This is a genomic window from Pseudomonas thivervalensis, from assembly GCF_001269655.1.
Classification (GTDB): Bacteria; Pseudomonadota; Gammaproteobacteria; order Pseudomonadales; family Pseudomonadaceae; genus Aquipseudomonas; species Aquipseudomonas thivervalensis.
The window spans coordinates 201,484-218,729 of sequence record NZ_LHVE01000006.1 but is presented as its reverse complement, the minus strand read 5'-3'; the positions used below and the strand labels follow the sequence as shown (position 1 = coordinate 218,729).

Sequence of the window (17,246 nt, the reverse complement as noted above, 5' to 3'; positions counted from 1 at the left end):
CCGCCGTGGACCTGAAGATTGATCGCAACGTTGCCGAGCCGGTGATCCGGCAGCTCGTGACGCACCTCGTGGGCTGGATCGATACCCATGGCATTCGTCCCGGCGCACGCATGCCGTCCATACGCCAGTTGGCGCGGGAAAATGGCCTGAGCCTGTCGAGCGTGATCAAGGCCTATGATCAACTGGTGGCCAGCGGGGTACTGGAGTCTCGGCATGGCGCGGGCTTTTTTGTCGCGCAGCAGTTGGCTCGGGCGATGGAACCGACACCTGATACGGATAATCCGTCGTGGGGGTTATTCGACAATGAATCGACGCAGCTCAAGCTCGGTTGCGGCTGGCTGCCCGATGCCTGGCGCGACGACACCGACCTGGGCCAGGCGATCCGCCAGGTGGTGCGCAGCGATAACCACGCGTTGTTCAACTACAGTACCCCGTTGGGCTCGCCTCATCTGCGCCTGCACCTGCAAAAACGCCTGGGCCTGATCGACATTCACGTCGACCCGACGCAGATCATCACCACCCAAGGCGCCAGTCAAGGCCTCGATCTGCTGGTGCGAACCCTGCTCAAGCCCGGTGACCTGGTGCTGGTGGAAAGCCCTGGCTACTACAACCTGTTCAATCTGCTGAAGCTGCACGGGGTCAAGACCGTGGCGGTGCCGAGAACTGCGCAAGGCCCGGACATCGCCCGCCTGGAACAGCTCCTCGGCCAGCACCAACCCTCGTATTTCTTCATCAACAGCATGTACCAGAACCCCACCGGCACCAGCCTGGCGCCGAGCGTGGCCTATCGTCTGTTGCAACTGGCGACGGCCCATGACTTTCGTCTCATCGAGGACGATATCTACGCCGATTTCCAGAATGGCCCGACGTCGCGCCTGGCCTCCCTGGATGCCTTGGACCGGGTGATTTACCTGGCGAGCTTTTCCAAGACGCTGTCCAGTTCGCTGCGCATCGGCTACGTGGTCGCCCAGCCCGACATCATCCAGCGCCTGGCCGAGGTCAAGATGGTGACCGGCATCGGTTGTTCGCTGCTGGCGGAAAACGTGGTGGCGACGTTGTTGGCCAACGGTGCTTATCGCAAGTTGATCCAGCGCTTGCGCCAGCGCCTGAACAAACAGATGGCAACTACGTTGCGTCAGCTGGACCCGGCTCATTGGGAGGTCTTTGCCGAGCCGATGGGAGGGCTGTTCGTCTGGGCCAGGCCTCGGTGCCTGGCGGCGCAGCGGGTGCAGCAGATCGCTCGGGAACTGCAGGTCCAACTGTCCCAGGGCTCGTCGTTCCTGCCACAGGGCGAGGCGTGCGATTGGTTGCGGTTGAACGTGGCCTATACCCAGGATGTTCGTGCGCAGAGGTTTTTCCAGCGGGTGGAGCAGGAATCGATGGCGGTGGGTCAGTAGGGTTTTTGGGAGATTGTTCTGGCGCCATCGCGAGCAAGCTCGCTCCCACAGGGAAAGCCGAGGCCCATCACAAAACTTATATCTGCTGAAGATCCACTGTAGGAGCGAGCTTGCTCGCGATAGCGGACTGACCAGTCACAAAAAGCACCAGCGTTAATGGGAATAGATATCAAATAACAATGAGTTACTGTATCTTCCGCGACACATTCTTGTCAGCCTCCCGGTGTGGAGGCTTTTTTCCATTAGGATTGTGCGTCGATGCGTCGGATTCTCGTTTCATTGTGTGTTCTGCAAGCTTATTCCGTTCCCACCTGGGCCGAAGAGCCAATCCCTGCCAAGCCGGCCTCCCTTGAGTTGCAAGCCACCGATATCGTGGGTAATGCCGACTATGAATCAGCGCAGGGCCCGGTGAAGGGCTATCACGCCACCCGTTCGGCCAGTGCCACCCGTACCGACACCGCGATCCATGAAACCCCGCAATCGATTTCCGTGGTGTCCCGCGATGTCGTTGAAGACCTCAGTGCCACGCGCCTGCAAGACGCCCTCGATTACGCCGGCGGGGTCGGCCGGGCCAACAACTTTGGCGGCCAGGGCCTGACCACCTTCACCGTCCGCGGTTTCACCACCGGCGAGTTCTACCGCAACGGTTTCCCGATCAACCGTGGCTACCCGAACATGCCGGACGCCAACACCATCGAGCGCCTGGAAGTGCTGCGCGGTCCGGCCACCATGCTTTATGGCCGTGGCGACCCGGGCGGTACCTTCAACGTGGTGTCCAAGCAGCCGTTGGCCGAGCGCACGGTGACCTTGGGCAGCCAGGTCAGCGACCAAGGGATGCGTCGCGGTACTCTGGACGCATCCGGTCCATTGGACGAAGAAGGGCGCCTGGCTTATCGCCTGAACGTGATCGGCGAGGGCGGTGACACGTTCCGCGACCACGTCGAGACCGAGCGTTACGGCGTCGCGCCGGTGGTGAGCTGGCAGGTCAACGACACCACGCGCCTGACCTTCGAAGGCGATTTCATGCGCAACAATGCGCCGCTGGACCGTGGCCTGACCCATTACGCAGGGCAGCGCGGCACCGCGTCACGGGATACGTTCTTCGGCGAAAAAGACGCCGGCAAGTTGCACAACGACAACAACATGCTGCAGGTGCGTTTCGAGCACATGCTCAATGACGACTGGACCCTGGCCGGTGGGACTCAGTGGCTCGACGGTACGTTGCAAGGCAATGCGGTGGAAGGCAACGGCATCGCCGCCGATGGACGCACCCTGGGGCGTAACTTCAACTACCGCAAGCTGGAGTGGACCGACTGGGACACCCAGCTCAACCTCACCGGGCATTTTTCCACCGGCGGGTTCGAGCACACGTTGTTGACGGGCATCGAGTATGAAGATTACGACTACCAGTCCATCATCCAGCGCTCCGCCGGCGGCACCGGTGCCTATCCGATCGATATCTTCGATCCGGTGTATGGCCAGCCGCGCCCGCCTCTGACGCGCACGCCCACAAATGACCAGGAAAATCTCAAGACGTTTGGTGTGTTCGTCCAGGATCAGGTGGCGCTGACCGAGCGCTTGAAGCTGTTGGCCGGTGCGCGTTTCGAGCGCTTTGAGCATGAGTACGAGACGTTTGTCCCACAGGCTCGCCCCGGCAGCAGGAACTGGAATGTCACCGACAGCGCCGTCACCCCGCGCCTGGGGGTGATCTACGACCTGACCGATACCGTGGCGGTCTATGCCAATACCGCACGCTCGTTCAAGCCCAACAACGGTGCCAGTCGCGTCGGTGGCGGGTTCAAGCCGGAAGAGGGTAAGTCCTATGAGATGGGGATCAAGTGGGAAGCCTTGGATCGTCAGTTGAGTGTCGATGCGGCGGTGTACCAGATCGAAAAACGTAACGTGCTCACCACTGACCCCGTGGATTCCACCTTCAGCGTGGCCGCTGGCGAAGTGCGCAGCCGGGGCTTTGACCTGAACGTGGCGGGCAATTTAACGCCAGAATGGCGCGTGATCGGTGGCTACGCCTATGTGGATGCCGAAGTGACCAAGGACATCAATATCCCGTCCGGCACCCGCTTGCTCAACGTGCCCAGGAACTCCTTCAGCCTGTTGAACGTCTACGAGTTCCAGGACGGTGGCCTCAAGGGTCTTGGCCTGGGCCTGGGCGCCAAGTACGTGGATGAACGGGCCGGCCAGACTGCGGCGAATGCGTTTTCCATGGACAGCTATACGGTGGTGGACCTGCTCGGCTACTACAAGGTCAACGAGCGGATCCGCCTCAACCTGGACCTGAAGAACCTGTTTGACGCCGACTACGAAGAAGGCGCTTTCGGTAACGTCTACGCTTACCCAGGCGCACCGCGAACCGTGCAGGCCGGCATCTCCTACACGCTCTGAATTCGATGTGTCATGAAAGCCCCGGAGGTACTGCCTCCGGGGTTTTTCTTTTTACCACTTGCCTGTGCTCATCCCACCGTCCACCGGCAGTATCGCACCGGTCGTGAAATCAGCGCCCGCCAGGTACAACACCGCTTCGGCAATTTCCTCGATGGTGCCCACGCGACCGGCCGGGGCCAGGTTGTCGAGGAAGTCGCGGTGTGCCGGGTCGTGCATCGGCGTATCGATGATACCGGGAGCGACGGCGTTGACCTTGATGTTGTGGGGTGACAGTTCCAGGGCCAGGGCGCGGGTCATCTGGTTGACACCGCCCTTGATCAACACTGGTAGCGCCGCCGGCACCTGGATGTTCGGTTGCAGCGCCACGGCGGCCGAGATGTTGATGATGAAGCCTTGCTGCCGACCGATCATGTGCGCGGCAGCGGCCTGGCTGGCGAAGACCAGACCCTTGAGGTTGGTGTCCAGCAGCGCGTCCAGGTCCTGGGGGCTGTATTCGACGAAGGGTTTTGGCAGGAAGAAACCGGCGTTGTTCACCAGCCCGTCAACAGCCCCGAACGCCTCGACGGCTTGGGCGATGAGGGCGGTTGAAGTGGCTGGGTCAGCGATGTCGCCGGCCACGCCGATAAAACCGGCCGGATGGCCGAGCTCGGCGGCGGCAGCCTCCAGGCCGGACGGTGAGCGGGCATTGCCCACCACGTTATAGCCCCGAGCCAGGAACGCCTTGACCAAGCCCAGGCCGATCCCGCTGGAAGCGCCGGTGATGATGACGGTTTTGTTGAGGTTCATGATTGACTCCTGATCACGTTGAGTTGAACCGGTGCGCCTGTGTGGCGTTGGTTGAGCTCAGGGTATTGATGCGCCAGGGTTTGATAAATAAGGCGTCTGGCACTTGAGTTGATACGTCATGTAATTAATGATCGGATCAACACAAACCACTGTGGGAGCGAGCCTGCTCGCTCCCACAGAGTTATTGGGGTGGTAGATATAGAAAGCCCGGTCAATCGAACCGGGCTTGGAAGGGGGGAGGATTACTCCTTGGGAAGACTTCGATACTGCGTCGTCGTCATCCCGGCATATCCCCAATTATCCGTGTCGACTTCCTCGATCACGATATGGGTCAAATGCGGATCCTTGCCCAGCACGCGCTGGAGGGTTTCGGTGATTTCAGAAATCACCTGGGCTTTCTGTTCACGGGTGACGCCGTCTCGGGTGATTCGCACATTGACGAAAGGCATGGTGCACTCCAGCTGATGGGAAATGGACGCAGGACAACGCCCGCGTGTTGCAAGGCCACTGTATTTATACGCCACGGACTGATAAACAGGCATTTGGAAACTTCAGTTGATACGCGGTGTAACGAATCATGAAGCGTCATTTCGAAGACCTGCAGTTGGGCAGCATAGAACTGTTCTGCCTGGCGGCGGAGGCTGGTAGTTTCACCGCTGCGGCGCAGTTGGCGGGCGTCACCCCGGCGGCGGTGAGCCGCTCGATCTTTCGCCTGGAAGAACGCCTGGGTTCGCGGCTTTTTGTGCGCACCACCCGCAGCATCCGCCTGACCGAAGCCGGCAAGACCTATTTCGAGCAATGCCGTCAGGCGCTGACGCAACTGGTCGAGGCGCAACAGGAAATGATGGGCGCGCAATCGGTGCCGTCCGGGCAACTGCGCATCAGCCTGCCCACCACCTATGGCCATCACCGCATCTTGCCGTTGTTACCGGCCTTTCGGGCGCTGTACCCGCAAGTGACGGTGGACCTGCACCTGAGCAATCGAAACATCGATTTCGTTGCCGAAGGGTATGACCTCGCCATCCGGGTGCGGGCTCAGCCCGATTCGTCAATGATCGCCCGGCTGCTGGAAGACGCGAAACTGGTGGTGGTCGCCTCCCCGGAATATCTGCGCAAGGCCGGCACGCCGCAGGTGCTTGAAGACCTGGACGACCACGAGTGCATCCAGTTCGAACTGCCCAGCAGCGGGCGACGGATTTCCTGGTTGTTCACTGTCGAAGGCAAGGAGAAGGAGGTGTTCGGCAAGGGAGGGTATTGCTGTTCGGACGATGTGCTGGGTGGCGTGACGCTGGCCAAGCATGGCGCCGGTTTGTTCCAGACCTACAAGTTCATCGTGGAACAGGAACTGGCCAACGGGCAACTGGTGGAGGTGCTTGCGCCGTTCGCGGGGCGCTCGCGGCCGTTCACCTTGCTCTATCCTCACGGCCGGTACGTACCGCAGCGGGTGCGTGCTTTTGTGGATTTTCTGTTGCAGTACCGGAAGCAGTGGGCCGGAGCCTGACGCAAGGTGCGAGGTCTGAATAGACATCCCTGTGGCGAGGGAGCTTGCTCCCGCTGGGCTGCGGAGCGGCCCCTTTTCTGCGGCTGCTTCGCAACCGAGCGGGAGCAAGCTCCCTCGCCACAATGGATCACCAAAAGCTCAAATAATGCGCTTGCCGCAGAGGTACCCGGCCCAGCCCCTTATTAGAACCGAAACGCCTGACGCCCGATCAGCAGCCACTTGCCATTCTTCTGCTTCTGCCAGATCTGGAAGTTCTCGATTTCCGTCGGCACCACCTCAGTACCCTTGAGCGCCTGCGCCGAGAAGTGATTGCGCACCAGCGCCACATCACCCGACAAGGTGATTTTTTGGTTCTGCATTTCCAGGGTCTTGAACGCGCTCTTGCCCGTTTCGATGTCGGCGATGAAGGCCTTCTTGTCCTGGATGTTGCCGCTGGAGTGACCATAGGTCAGGTTCTCGGCAGCCAGTGCCTGGAGCTGGGGGATGTCTTTGTGCAGCATGGCTTGGGTCAAATGATCGACCGCCTGGGCCACCTCCTGCTCGGGCGATGTAGCGGCGGCCGCTGCGTAGCCGCTGAACAGGCACAAGAAGCTGATGACCAATGTCGCTTTTTTCATGGGGATTTCCTTGTTGTTGTAGGTATCAGGAACGCGAGCGATGGGTGCTCGTCGGTCATCGTACAACTTGTCGAGGAGGACTGGAATAGGGCGCTGACAATGTGGCGAGGAAGCAAGCTCGCGCTGGGCTGCGGTAGGAGCTGCCGAAGGCTGCGATCTTTTGATCTTGATCTTTCGCTTTGGACTCAATGGACAGAGGAAAGATCGCAGCCTCGTTGCACTCGTCAGCTCCTGCAGCCCAGCGGGAGCAAGCTCTCATGGAACAAATTGCAACCATGTGATTTTTAAGGCTGAAAATACATATCGATCGTTCCCACGCTCCTGCGTGGGAATGTCGCCAGGGACGCTCCGCGTTCCGCTTCTGGAAGGTGACGCAGAGCGTCACGGGATGCATTCCCACGCAGAGCGTGGGAACGATCAAAGTCCAATCGGTCTATGAGGAACCGCAGGTCAATATCGGGCAAGGTGCCATTTGATAACGCAACAAGTTATAGCCGGTCAGCTGTAGGAAAACTCCCCAAAGTATCCGCCAACGTATTATCTACGGAATGGCCTCGTTTAATATCGATGAGGCCAAAGCGTCCCATAAGACACTGTATTTACACCAATACAGCCCCGGGAAATAACGAAAAAAGTCGCCATGTTTAATTTCCGTAAACATATCCAGCGCGACACGTTTAAATACATTCCACATTACGCCCCAAAGGCTACGAGACCTTGCGTCCTTCCTTACGCATGCGTCAGAATCCGCCGGCTTGTGTGCTTTGCCCCTGGCCTCTATCGTTTACCTGCCACTGCCCATCAGTGGTCGGGTTTAGTCGCCCATCAGGTTTGGTAAGGTGCTTGAGCACCGTTCAGTCAGGTTATTTATATGCCTGCACTAAATGGTGGTTGTGCGCAGGGCGTCCTCGGGCGCGCCGGGTTTTACCAATTCCTACCGGTCGACTAACCTGCGTACAGCCGCCACCCTTCTTTTAGTCGAGAACGGTTGCAGCTCCAATGTAGGAATTGTCATTTATGTTCAAAGTAACTCCCAACCCCCCGGATATCTATTCGGTACTCTACGGCGACTCTCTCGACCCTGAAAAGTTGAAAGAGGCGGCAGACCGCGCGCTCAAGCACTACTTGAACCCCGGGGCAACGAAAACGCAGATACAGCCCCGCAAGCCCAGCACGATCTTCACCATCGACGCAGCGGTGGATGACGAAACGTTACTCGTTGAGGCGTGCGAATCCTTGGCATCCGCCAGCGTGATGGTCAGCGACCTCACCGATTTGACGGACGGCCCAAGACGCCAAACGATGCTGGTGCTGCAACGGATCATCATGTTGGGTGAGCTAGCGGTCAATCGAGTACTGGATAACTACAAGCCTGGGTAGTCGCCAGGTAGTGTTGTGGGGGGCGCCGCAAGCGCCCTCACAACCTAAGTCCACGAAGCTCGGTGGAATGTTGGGTTCCGTCAGGCACTGCCAGCCGCATGGGCCTTGTTGTTCCGCCTTCACAACCCTTCCCGAACCGCCCCCCGAATCCCTTCCAGCAACATGGTGAACGCCGGGTTGTCGTTGTCCTCGCGCCACACCAGGTGCAATTCGCTTTGCACCCCTTCGCCCAGGTCGATCTCGCGAAACACCACCTGCTTGAACACCACGCTGCTGGCGCAACGCGGTACCAGCGCCAGGCCCATGCCGGCGTTGACCAGTGCCAGGATCGTCAGCGATGACCCCAGCCACTGCACGAATTGCGGCGCGACCCGGGCCGAGCGCAGCATGCCGGTGAGCAGTTCATTGAAGGGTGGGTAGGCAGCGTGGGAGTACATCAGGAATGGCTGGCCGTCCAGGTCCTGGACGCTGACGGTTTCGGCGCTGGCCAACGGATGACCGGCAGGTACCGCCAGCACGAAGGGTTCGCGCACCAGGCATTCGGTGGCGTAGCCGGTTTCCAGCAGCGGCGAGCGGACGATGCCCAGGTCGATGCGCCGGGCGCGCAGGGCTTCGTGCTGTTGGTAGGTGTTCATCTCCGCCAGGACGATTTTGACCTGGGGCTGTTTCAACCGGGCCTCGGCAATCACCTTGGGCAAGAACTCGTACACCGCGCTGCCGACGAAGCTGATGGTCACCGAGCCGATGTCGCCCTGGGCAAAACGCCGGGCCGCCACGGCGGCTTGTTGCGCCTGTTCCAACAGGTTCTGCGCTTCGATGAAAAACGCCCGGCCAGCGGCAGTGAGCGCCACGCTACGGGTGCTGCGGGTGAACAGTTCGACGCCCAGGTGGTGCTCCAGCAATTGGATCTGCCGGCTCAGCGGTGGCTGGGTCATGTTCAGGCGTTCGGCGGCACGCCGGAAGTTGAGTTCGGTCGCCACGGTGGTGAAGCAGCGCAACTGGGCCAGTTCAAACATTGATTCAATCCAGGTATCAATCAAGTGCCAAGTTAGATTAGACGGGAACAATCCGCCGCGTCCATCATCGCCCCGTTCCTCACAAAAACAATGATCGGGAGGCACCCCTTGAATAACGTAACGGACTCCACCCATGACGGCACCCTGGCGCTCGCGGCGGCCAAGGTCAAACGTCATGTACTGCCGTTGGTGGTGGTGATGTTCATCGTCAACTACATCGACCGGGTCAACATCGGCTTCGTGCGCAGCCACCTGGAAACCGACCTGGGCATCGGCGCCGCGGCCTACGGGCTCGGTGCCGGGCTGTTCTTCGTCGGCTACGCGCTGTTCGAAGTCCCGTCCAACATGCTGTTGCAACGCTACGGCGCCCGGGCGTGGCTGACGCGCATCATGTTCACCTGGGGCGCGGCGGCCATGGCCATGGCGTTTGTGCGCGGCGAGACCAGTTTTTATGTGCTGCGCTTCATCCTCGGTGCGGCGGAGGCGGGGTTCTTTCCCGGGATCATCTACTACTTCACCCAATGGCTGCCCGCCAACGAACGCGGCAAGGCGATGGCGATCTTCCTCAGCGGCTCGGCCATCGCCTCGGTGATTTCCGGCCCGGTGTCCGGCGCCTTGCTGCACATCAGCGGGATGGGCCTGCATGGCTGGCAGTGGATGTTCCTGATTGAAGGTTTCGCCTCCATCGTGCTGTGCGGGTTTGTCTGGTTCTGGCTGCAATCGCACCCAAGCCAGGCCAAATGGCTGACGGCTGAAGAGAAAACCGTCTTGATCGCCGCCATCGCCGAAGAGCAGCGGGCGCGGGAAGCCGCACAGGTGATCAAGCCGTCGATGTTCAAGTTGCTGGCCGACCGACAGATCGCGCTGTTTTGCTTCATCTACTTTTCCATCGCCCTGACCATCTACGGCGCCACGTTCTGGCTGCCAAGCATGATCAAGAAAATGGGCAATCTGGGGGACTTCCAGGTCGGTCTGCTCAACTCCATTCCGTGGATCATTTCCATCGTCGCGATGTACGGTTTTGCCGCCCTGGCCGGCAAATGGAAATTCCAGCAGGCCTGGGTCGCGGTGACGCTGGTGATCGCCGCATTCGGCATGTTCATGTCCACCACCGGCGGGCCGATCTTTGCCTTCGTGGCGATCTGTTTTGCAGCCATCGGCTTCAAGGCAGCGTCGGCGCTGTTCTGGCCGATTCCCCAGGGCTACCTGGATGCGCGCATCGCGGCGGCGGTCATCGCCCTGATCAACTCCATCGGCAACCTCGGCGGTTTCGTGGCGCCCACGGCCTTCGGTTTCCTCGAGCAGACCACCGGGTCCATCGAGGGCGGGCTGTATGGGCTGGCGATCACCTCCCTGGTGGCCGCCGTGGTGATTTTCTTTGCTCGCACCAAGCCGGGCCGTGATGCGCCGAATTCGCTTTCCGGGCGACCTGAAACCGTTGCCGACCAACGGGAAAAACCCCAAGCCTTGAACCCTGGCCCATCGGGAGCCGCTGTATGAAGATCAAACGCGTCACCGTCACACCCATCGCTTTTCGCGATCCACCCTTGCTCAACGCCAGCGGCATCCATGAGCCGTTCGCGCTGCGCTCGATCATCGAGATCGAGAGCGACAACGGTTACATCGGCCTGGGGGAGAGCTACGGCGATGCCCCGGCCCTGGCGATCCAGCAGCAGTTACAGAGCCAGTTGATCGGCCTGGACCCGTTCAACCTCAACCAGTTGCGGGCCATCGTCCAGGCGACCGTCGCCGCGCAGAAACCGGCCAGCGTCGCCGGTGCCGAACTGGCGCCGGGCTCCCATGCGAGCAAGGCGGTGAGCAATGCCTATTCAGCCTTCGAAGTGGCCTGCCTGGACTTGCAGGCCCATTACCTGAACGTGCCGCTGGTGGACCTGCTGGGCGGTGCGATCCGCGATGAGATTCCGTTCAGTGCCTACCTGTTTTTCAAGTACGCCGAGCACATCGATTCGCCGTACCCGGCCGACAGTTGGGGCGAAGCGCTCAACGAACAACAGATCGTCGCCCAGGCCCGGCGGATGATCCAGGACTATGGCTTCAAGAGCATCAAGCTCAAGGCCGGCACCCTCGACCCGGAGCATGAAGTCGCTTGCATCAAGGCGCTGAAACAGGCGTTTCCCGGCTACCCGTTGCGCATCGACCCCAATGGCAACTGGTCCCTGGAAACCTCGATTCGCATGGCCGAGTTGTTGGGCGATGACTTGCAGTATTACGAAGATCCGACACCTGGGCTCGAGGGCATGGCGGAACTGCACAAGCGCACGGGGTTGCCGCTGGCGACCAATATGGTGGTCACCGATTTCGATGAATTCCGCCGCAGCGTGGCCCTGGACAGCGTGCAGATCGTGTTGGCCGACCACCATTACTGGGGCGGCCTGCGGGACACCCAGACACTGGCGAAAATGTGCAGCACCTTTGGCCTGGGCGTATCGATGCATTCGAACTCGCACCTGGGCATCAGCCTCATGGCCATGGCCCACGTGGCGGCCGCGGTGCCCAACCTGGACTACGCCTGCGACACCCATTATCCGTGGCAGGAGCCGGATGAAGAAGTGATCAAGGGCGGCAAGCTGCCGATTATCGACGGCTGCGTGAAGATCACCCGGGCGCCAGGCCTTGGCTTGGAGTTGGACCGGGATCAACTGGGCAAGCTGCATGAGCAGTTCCTCAGTTGCGGCATCCGCCAGCGCGACGATGTGCGGCAGATGCAGCGTTACCGGCCGGACTGGAAGACCGTCAAGCCGAGGTTCTGAGCCGAAAGCGGGGGGCCTGCTGCGCAGGCCAGCGGGAGCAAGCTCCCTCGCCACAAAAGCTGGATTTGACTTCAATTTTGAGTGTGGGTGCGACCCCTGTGGCGAGGGAGCTTGCTCCCGCTGGGCTGCGCAGCAGCCCCAAACCAGACAACTCGCAATGACTGACCAATGAGTTGATCCTCCCAGGCCCCCCTGCGGCCCACACCCAAAGTACCGCACCCGCCAGCCTCGCCGTCTTACACCCAAACTGCCGCGCCGGGCCGGCGCTTCCAAAGCATTCGCCAATCGCTTCCAAGGCAGCGTATGACGCGCCCTGGCGCCTTTCGATAATCGCCTCCGACATCCCGTCCCCTGTTGCGGAGCGCGCCATGCACAACAATAAAAATACCTGCCTGCGTTTTTTGCCTGCGGTCATCGCCGGTCTTTCCAGCCTGGGCCTGACGCCTTGGGCCAACGCTGAAATCATGCTGTACGACAAGGACCAGACCACCTTTTCCACCGATGGCTATATCAACGCCTTCTACGTCAACAGCGACGTGGACCGCGCCGGTGAGCAGTACGACCGTCGGCAGGCGCGGGTCAAGATGGGCTTTTTGCCCAACTACCTGGGTTTCAATATGGGCAAGCAGGTCGATGACCTCAAGCTCGGCGCCCGGGCCTCGTTCTGGGTGACCATCAACGACAGTGAAACCAACGGCACCGACACCGCGATCGATGTGCGCCAGTTCTACGGCACCGTGGCCAACCCGGAGTGGGGCGAAGTGCTGATCGGCAAGGACTTCGGCCTGTTTGCCCGCTCCAACATCCTGTTGGACGAACTGCTCGCCGGTTATGGCCAGGTCAGCGACACCCTGGGGCTGGTGGACGGCGGTGGCGTCTCGTTCGGCAACATTGGCAGCGGCTATCCGTACCCGTTCCCGACCTCGCAGATCACCTACCGCACGCCAGTGATGGACGGGCTGCGGGTGGCGGTAGGGATCATGGACCCGGTGGACACCAACGACAACAGCGCCACCGGCAAGGCCTATCAGGAAAACCCCCGCACCGAGAGCGAGATCACCTATCAGTTCGACCTGGGCGGGGCGAAGATCTACAGCTGGCTCAACGGCAGCTACCAGACCTCGGACAACACTGACTCCACTGTCGAGTCGGTGACTTCCAAGGGCCTGGGGTATGGCGTGCAGGCCAAGATGGGCGGGCTGTCGCTCACCGGCTCGGGGTTCCAGGCCAAGGGCATCAACCCGTTCTTCACCAACAATGCCGGTGAAGCCACCTTGCGCAATGTCGACAGCAAGGGCTACCTGCTGCAGGGCTCCTACAAACTGGGCAAGAACCGCCTGGCGTTGTCCTACGGCAAGACCGATGACGATGGCAACGGCGTGGTGGGCAGTGGCGCCGATTACGAAACCCGTGGCATCGCGCTGTTCCACGACATCAACGACAACCTCAAACTTGTGGCCGAGTACAACCAGTTCGAAATCGACGGCCACGACACCAGCGCGCAGAACGAAGACACCGATACCTTCGCGGTGGGTGCGGTGCTTACCTGGTAACGTCGCCTGCCCCTGTTGGGCTCTGTAGGAGCTGGCGAAGCCTGCGATCTTTTGATCTTGATCTTTCGCTTGAGATTCAAGTGACTGGGGAAAGATCGCAGCCTCGTTGCACTCGACAGCTCCTACGGTACGGTACGGCACACCATCGCAGTTTTGGTGGCGGGGAAGTTTGCTATTGGGGGCTGCGCATCAGCCCCCTTTTTTTCAGTGCGATGTCCCCTCGGCAAACTCGATCTTGTTGCCGACGTTGTACTTGCCCGAAGGCTTGTTCATGGGCAGACGCTTGATTTCCTTGAGGGTGTGGCTGTCGTAGACGATCAGCGCGCCATCGGTATCCCAGATGCTCAACAGCAGGTAGCGGCCATCGCGGGTGAATTCGACATGGGCGGCGGTCTTGCCGGGCATGGGTCGCAGGGTATGGGCAATTTCCAGGGTCTGTTTGTCGATCAGGTGAATGGCGTCGTTGTCGGGCCCGAAGAACACATCGGTCCAGGCGTAGCGGGAGTTGACGTGGCTGCGCAGGAAGAAACCCGGCCCCAGCGTGGGGATCTGCTGGATGACTTTCCAGGTGTCGAAGTCGATCACCGAGATCAATCCCTTGCTGATGTTGGGCGTGGCGAACACCCAGTGCCCATCGCGTTTCCAATAGGTCCCCGAGCCCAGGTGCGGCATGCCCGGCAGCGCGATATCGGTGACGATCCGCCCCGTGTCGAGGTCGATCACCTGGCCACCCTGGGCCTTGCGCGAGGTGGCGAGCAATTGCCGGTAATCGGGCGAGAAGGAAAAATCATCGAGGTAATCCTCGGCCTCGATCCGTCGGGGGACGAAGTCCGGGTGCGGTCCGGTGGACAGCTCCCAGACCTCTTTCACGTCTTTCAAGGCCACGATGAAGCTGTTGCGTGGTGGCGCGGTATACACCGCACTGACCCGCGACGGCTGGCCGTCCAGCCCCACCGTTGCAACGGTCTTGACCAGTGACAGGTCGCGGGCATCCAACACCACCACGTTGCCTGGCAGGGTGTTGCCCACCAGCACCCAGCGTCCGTCCTTGCTCACCGCCAGGTTGCGGGTATTGAGCCCGGCCCGCACCTCGGCGATGAGCGTGAGGTTGTGCAGGTCATACAGGCTGATCCAGCCGTCCCGGGAGGCGAAATAGACGAAACGTCCGTCCGGCGAAAACTTCGGTCCGCCGTGCAGCGCAAAGTGTGAAGCGAAGCGCGCCAGGACTTCGAAGCGATCACCGTCGACGATATCGACGTGATGATCGCCAGCCTCCACCACCACGAACAGGTTCAGCGGATCGGCATGGTGCTGGGGTTTATCGGGCAGGCTGGCGACATCCGCCAGCAGGCGATGGCTGCGACGAGTGTCGTCCTCGCTCCAGGTCGGTTCAACCGCGGGTGGACGCTGGAGATGGTGGGTCAGGCCATCGATCTGCGCAGGCGCCAGCACCGTGCCGAACGCCGCCATCTGGCTGGCCGGGCGTCCGTTCGTGATCACCTCGCGGATCTCGTTGGGCTTGATCCGGCTCAGGCTCTGGGGCAACAGCGCCGGCCCGGCGCCACCAATACGGTTCACCCCGTGGCACTGCTGGCAGTGTTGTTGGTAGTTGTGTTCGGCCAATGCCAGGTCCGGTTCAGGCACCGTAGCGCCGTGGACGGCACCGATCCACAGCAGCGGGGCAAGCCAGCCGACCCTCATGATGCGACCCTCGCCATCCCCGGCTGAATCGGTAGCGCCGGGTGCAGGCGCGCCGGATGCTCCAGTAACTGATGGGCAAACAAACCGACCACCTTGCCGATCACCGTCAAGGTCGGCAGGCCTTCGGCGCAGGCCCGCGCCATGTCCGGCAATTGCTTGAGGGTGCCGCGTAGGACCTGCTGGTCGGGGCGCGTGCCGTTGCTGATCAGCGCCGCCGGTGTATCGGCCGCCAGACCCGCTGCCATGAGGCGCGTGGCGATGGTGCCGAGGTTCGACAAGCCCATGTAGAACACCAGCGTCTGGCTGTCATCCGCCAGGCTTTGCCAGGGCAGGTTCAAGTCGCCTTCGTGTTGCAGATGACCGGTGATGAACCGGCAGGAATTGACCAGGTCGCGATGGGTCAGGGGGATGCCGGCGTAAGTGCTGCAACCGGCCGCGGCGGTGATGCCGGGCACGACTTGGCAATCGATACCTCGCGCCAGGAGATACTCCAGTTCCTCGGCACCGCGACCGAAGATGAACGGATCGCCGCCCTTGAGCCGCACCACCCGTTGTCCCTGGTCGGCCAGGTCGGCCAGCAGTTCGTTGATCTGTGGCTGGGGCAGACTGTGGCAGCCGGCGGCCTTGCCGACGTAATGCCGGGCGCCGGTGAGTGGAATCAGGCTGAGCAATTGCGGGCTGATCAAGCGGTCGTAGACCACCGCGTCGGCCTGCATCAACAGGCTCCAGGCGCGCAGTGTCAGCAGGCCCGGGTCACCGGGGCCGGCGCCGACCAGGGCGACCTCACCCGGTCTGAAGGGCGATTGCAGGGCAGCGGGCAAAACGATGGAGGCAGGCATGGGACTTCCTTGGTTCGTCATCAGGTTCGCCGTCGGTTATCAGGCGCAGGGCATCGCAACGCTGGGGATCGCGTGCAGGCCAATTTCGTCATCGCTGAGGTGGCAGCCGGGGTCCTGGCCCCACAGGTCGCCGTCGGCCCAGGCGCGGGTGCGGGTATTGCCGTTGCAGATGGCCAGCCAGCGGCATTGCCCGCAGCGGCCGCCCACGGCCCGAGGGTGTTCGCGCAGCTTCAGCAGCAGCGCATCGGGGCGATCGAGCCAGAGTGTCTTGAACGGTATCTGGCGCACGTTGCCCACCGAGTGCTGCCACCAGTACGTATCGGGGTGGACCTCGCCGGTATTGTCGATGTTAGCGATGCCGCTGCCCGAGGCATTGCCGCCCCAGGCCCGCAGCATCTGCTCCAGGGCAACGTAGTGGTGAGGCAGGCGCCGGGCGACCCAGTGCAGCAGGAGGATCGCGTCGGCGTCGTTGTTGCCGCTGACGAAGTCACTGTCGCGGCCCTGTTCGATGTCGTGCCAGGCCCGCTCGAAGATCAAGCTCATGGCCTCGCGACTCATCTGTTGCTGGGCGTCGAGCTTGCGACTGCGCTTGCCGCGGCCACTGTAGTTGAGGTGCGACAGGTAGAATTTCTGTACGTCGTACTCATGCATCAAGTCCAGCAAGCGCGGCAACTGGGCATGGTTTTGCTGGGTGAGGGTGGTGCGCAACCCGACCCGGATCCCTTGTTCGCGGCAGAGCCGGATGGCCGCCATGGAGCTGGCGAAACTGCCCTTGAGCTGGCGGAATTCATCGTGGGTCGCTTCCAGGCCATCGATGCTGATACCGACGTAATCGAAGTTCGCCGCCGCAATCTGTTGGATATTGGACGTGTCGATCAGCGTGCCGTTGGTGGACAGGGCGAGGAAAAAACCTTTGTCGCGGGCATAGGCGCTGAGTTGGAACAGGTCGTCGCGCAGCAAGGGTTCGCCGCCGGACAGGATCAACACGCGCACCCCGGCATCGTGCAGGTCGTCAATGACTTGGAGCGCCGCCGGGGTGTCCAGTTCATCGCGAAACACGCTGTCGGCTGACGTTGCATAGCAGTGCTTGCAGGTCAGGTTGCAGCGCCTGAGCAGGTTCCAGATCACCACTGGCGGGCGCTGGCTGCCCGGTGGCGCGACGCGTGGGGCGTGACATTGTCCGGCCAGGGCTCGCAGGTAGTGGCTGATCCTCAACATAAGGTGCTCCTTCGTTGTGGGAGCAAGGCCTGGTGGGAGCAAGGCTTGCCCGCGATGAAGCCGATGC

General features: G+C 61.3%; 14 protein-coding genes. 7 read left to right on the top strand and 7 right to left on the bottom strand.

The genetic code is table 11. From position 1 onward, the window contains the following. Nucleotides 1-5: 5 nt before the first annotated feature. The gene (locus AD659_RS06945; protein ID WP_053119611.1) at nt 6-1,397 is read left to right on the top strand and encodes an aminotransferase-like domain-containing protein; all 1,392 of its coding nucleotides are present in this window, start codon (nt 6-8) and stop codon (nt 1,395-1,397) included. 258 nt (nt 1,398-1,655) lie between these two features. Then, nucleotides 1,656-3,797, top strand: a complete 2,142-nt coding sequence (locus tag AD659_RS06940; protein WP_053119609.1) for a TonB-dependent siderophore receptor — start codon at nt 1,656-1,658, stop codon at nt 3,795-3,797. A gap of 51 nt (nt 3,798-3,848) precedes the next feature. On the opposite strand, the gene AD659_RS06935 is transcribed toward AD659_RS06940, so the two are convergent. Both AD659_RS06935 and AD659_RS06930 read right to left on the bottom strand, forming a co-directional pair. After that, nucleotides 3,849-4,583, bottom strand: a complete 735-nt coding sequence (locus tag AD659_RS06935; RefSeq protein ID WP_053119607.1) for an SDR family NAD(P)-dependent oxidoreductase — start codon at nt 4,581-4,583, stop codon at nt 3,849-3,851. 242 nt (nt 4,584-4,825) lie between these two features. After that, entirely contained in the window at nt 4,826-5,032 is a 207-nt protein-coding gene (locus AD659_RS06930; protein WP_003202537.1) for a tautomerase family protein, read from the bottom strand. 128 nt (nt 5,033-5,160) lie between these two features. Between AD659_RS06930 and AD659_RS06925 the strand changes: the two genes are divergently transcribed. Beyond that, nucleotides 5,161-6,084: a LysR family transcriptional regulator gene (locus AD659_RS06925; RefSeq protein ID WP_053119605.1), complete on the top strand. Its 924-nt coding sequence runs from the start codon at nt 5,161-5,163 to the stop codon at nt 6,082-6,084. 182 nt (nt 6,085-6,266) lie between these two features. Here the strand turns inward: AD659_RS06925 and AD659_RS06920 are convergent, their stop codons facing one another. Then, nucleotides 6,267-6,701, bottom strand: a complete 435-nt coding sequence (locus tag AD659_RS06920) for a nuclear transport factor 2 family protein (RefSeq protein ID WP_053119603.1) — start codon at nt 6,699-6,701, stop codon at nt 6,267-6,269. Between the two features lie 1,017 nt (nt 6,702-7,718). Between AD659_RS06920 and AD659_RS06915 the strand changes: the two genes are divergently transcribed. Further along, a complete protein-coding gene (locus AD659_RS06915) occupies nt 7,719-8,081 on the top strand; it encodes a DUF6124 family protein (RefSeq protein ID WP_053119601.1) in 363 nt (120 codons plus the stop codon). Between the two features lie 119 nt (nt 8,082-8,200). Here the strand turns inward: AD659_RS06915 and AD659_RS06910 are convergent, their stop codons facing one another. After that, on the bottom strand, nt 8,201-9,097 hold the full coding sequence (locus AD659_RS06910; RefSeq protein WP_053119599.1) for a LysR family transcriptional regulator: 897 nt from the start codon (nt 9,095-9,097) through the stop codon (nt 8,201-8,203). Between the two features lie 90 nt (nt 9,098-9,187). Between AD659_RS06910 and AD659_RS06905 the strand changes: the two genes are divergently transcribed. From AD659_RS06905 to AD659_RS06895, 3 genes are all read left to right on the top strand, one after another. Then, entirely contained in the window at nt 9,188-10,597 is a 1,410-nt protein-coding gene (locus AD659_RS06905) for an MFS transporter (protein WP_053119597.1), read from the top strand. Beyond that, nucleotides 10,594-11,868, top strand: a complete 1,275-nt coding sequence (locus AD659_RS06900) for a glucarate dehydratase family protein (RefSeq protein ID WP_053119595.1) — start codon at nt 10,594-10,596, stop codon at nt 11,866-11,868. Before AD659_RS06905 ends, AD659_RS06900 begins: the two co-directional genes overlap by 4 nt. Before the next feature lie 368 nt (nt 11,869-12,236). Continuing rightward, a complete protein-coding gene (locus tag AD659_RS06895; protein ID WP_053119593.1) occupies nt 12,237-13,421 on the top strand; it encodes a porin in 1,185 nt (394 codons plus the stop codon). 204 nt (nt 13,422-13,625) lie between these two features. On the opposite strand, the gene AD659_RS06890 is transcribed toward AD659_RS06895, so the two are convergent. Genes AD659_RS06890 through nirJ form a run of 3 tightly spaced genes read right to left on the bottom strand, consistent with a single transcriptional unit; the run spans nt 13,626 to nt 17,179 of the window. Continuing rightward, nucleotides 13,626-15,122 (bottom strand): nitrite reductase, encoded by a 1,497-nt coding sequence (locus AD659_RS06890; RefSeq protein WP_053119591.1) that lies wholly within the window; start codon nt 15,120-15,122, stop codon nt 13,626-13,628. Further along, entirely contained in the window at nt 15,119-15,961 is an 843-nt protein-coding gene (cobA, locus tag AD659_RS06885) for a uroporphyrinogen-III C-methyltransferase (RefSeq protein ID WP_053119589.1), read from the bottom strand. Before cobA ends, AD659_RS06890 begins: the two co-directional genes overlap by 4 nt. Before the next feature lie 39 nt (nt 15,962-16,000). Continuing rightward, the gene (gene nirJ, locus AD659_RS06880; protein ID WP_053119587.1) at nt 16,001-17,179 is read right to left on the bottom strand and encodes a heme d1 biosynthesis radical SAM protein NirJ; all 1,179 of its coding nucleotides are present in this window, start codon (nt 17,177-17,179) and stop codon (nt 16,001-16,003) included. Nucleotides 17,180-17,246: the final 67 nt, after the last annotated feature.

What these genes read in the sequence shown, in the direction of transcription:
- AD659_RS06940 (WP_053119609.1), top strand. Translation starts at nt 1,656, where the DNA reads ATGCGTCGGATTCTCGTTTCATTGTGTGTTCTGCAAGCTTATTCCGTT.
- AD659_RS06935 (WP_053119607.1), bottom strand. Translation starts at nt 4,583, where the DNA reads ATGAACCTCAACAAAACCGTCATCATCACCGGCGCTTCCAGCGGGATC.
- AD659_RS06930 (WP_003202537.1), bottom strand. Translation starts at nt 5,032, where the DNA reads ATGCCTTTCGTCAATGTGCGAATCACCCGAGACGGCGTCACCCGTGAA.
- AD659_RS06925 (WP_053119605.1), top strand. Translation starts at nt 5,161, where the DNA reads ATGAAGCGTCATTTCGAAGACCTGCAGTTGGGCAGCATAGAACTGTTC.
- AD659_RS06920 (WP_053119603.1), bottom strand. Translation starts at nt 6,701, where the DNA reads ATGAAAAAAGCGACATTGGTCATCAGCTTCTTGTGCCTGTTCAGCGGC.
- AD659_RS06915 (WP_053119601.1), top strand. Translation starts at nt 7,719, where the DNA reads ATGTTCAAAGTAACTCCCAACCCCCCGGATATCTATTCGGTACTCTAC.
- AD659_RS06910 (WP_053119599.1), bottom strand. Translation starts at nt 9,097, where the DNA reads ATGTTTGAACTGGCCCAGTTGCGCTGCTTCACCACCGTGGCGACCGAA.
- AD659_RS06905 (WP_053119597.1), top strand. Translation starts at nt 9,188, where the DNA reads ATGATCGGGAGGCACCCCTTGAATAACGTAACGGACTCCACCCATGAC.
- AD659_RS06900 (WP_053119595.1), top strand. Translation starts at nt 10,594, where the DNA reads ATGAAGATCAAACGCGTCACCGTCACACCCATCGCTTTTCGCGATCCA.
- AD659_RS06895 (WP_053119593.1), top strand. Translation starts at nt 12,237, where the DNA reads ATGCACAACAATAAAAATACCTGCCTGCGTTTTTTGCCTGCGGTCATC.
- AD659_RS06890 (WP_053119591.1), bottom strand. Translation starts at nt 15,122, where the DNA reads ATGAGGGTCGGCTGGCTTGCCCCGCTGCTGTGGATCGGTGCCGTCCAC.
- cobA (WP_053119589.1), bottom strand. Translation starts at nt 15,961, where the DNA reads ATGCCTGCCTCCATCGTTTTGCCCGCTGCCCTGCAATCGCCCTTCAGA.
- nirJ (WP_053119587.1), bottom strand. Translation starts at nt 17,179, where the DNA reads ATGTTGAGGATCAGCCACTACCTGCGAGCCCTGGCCGGACAATGTCAC.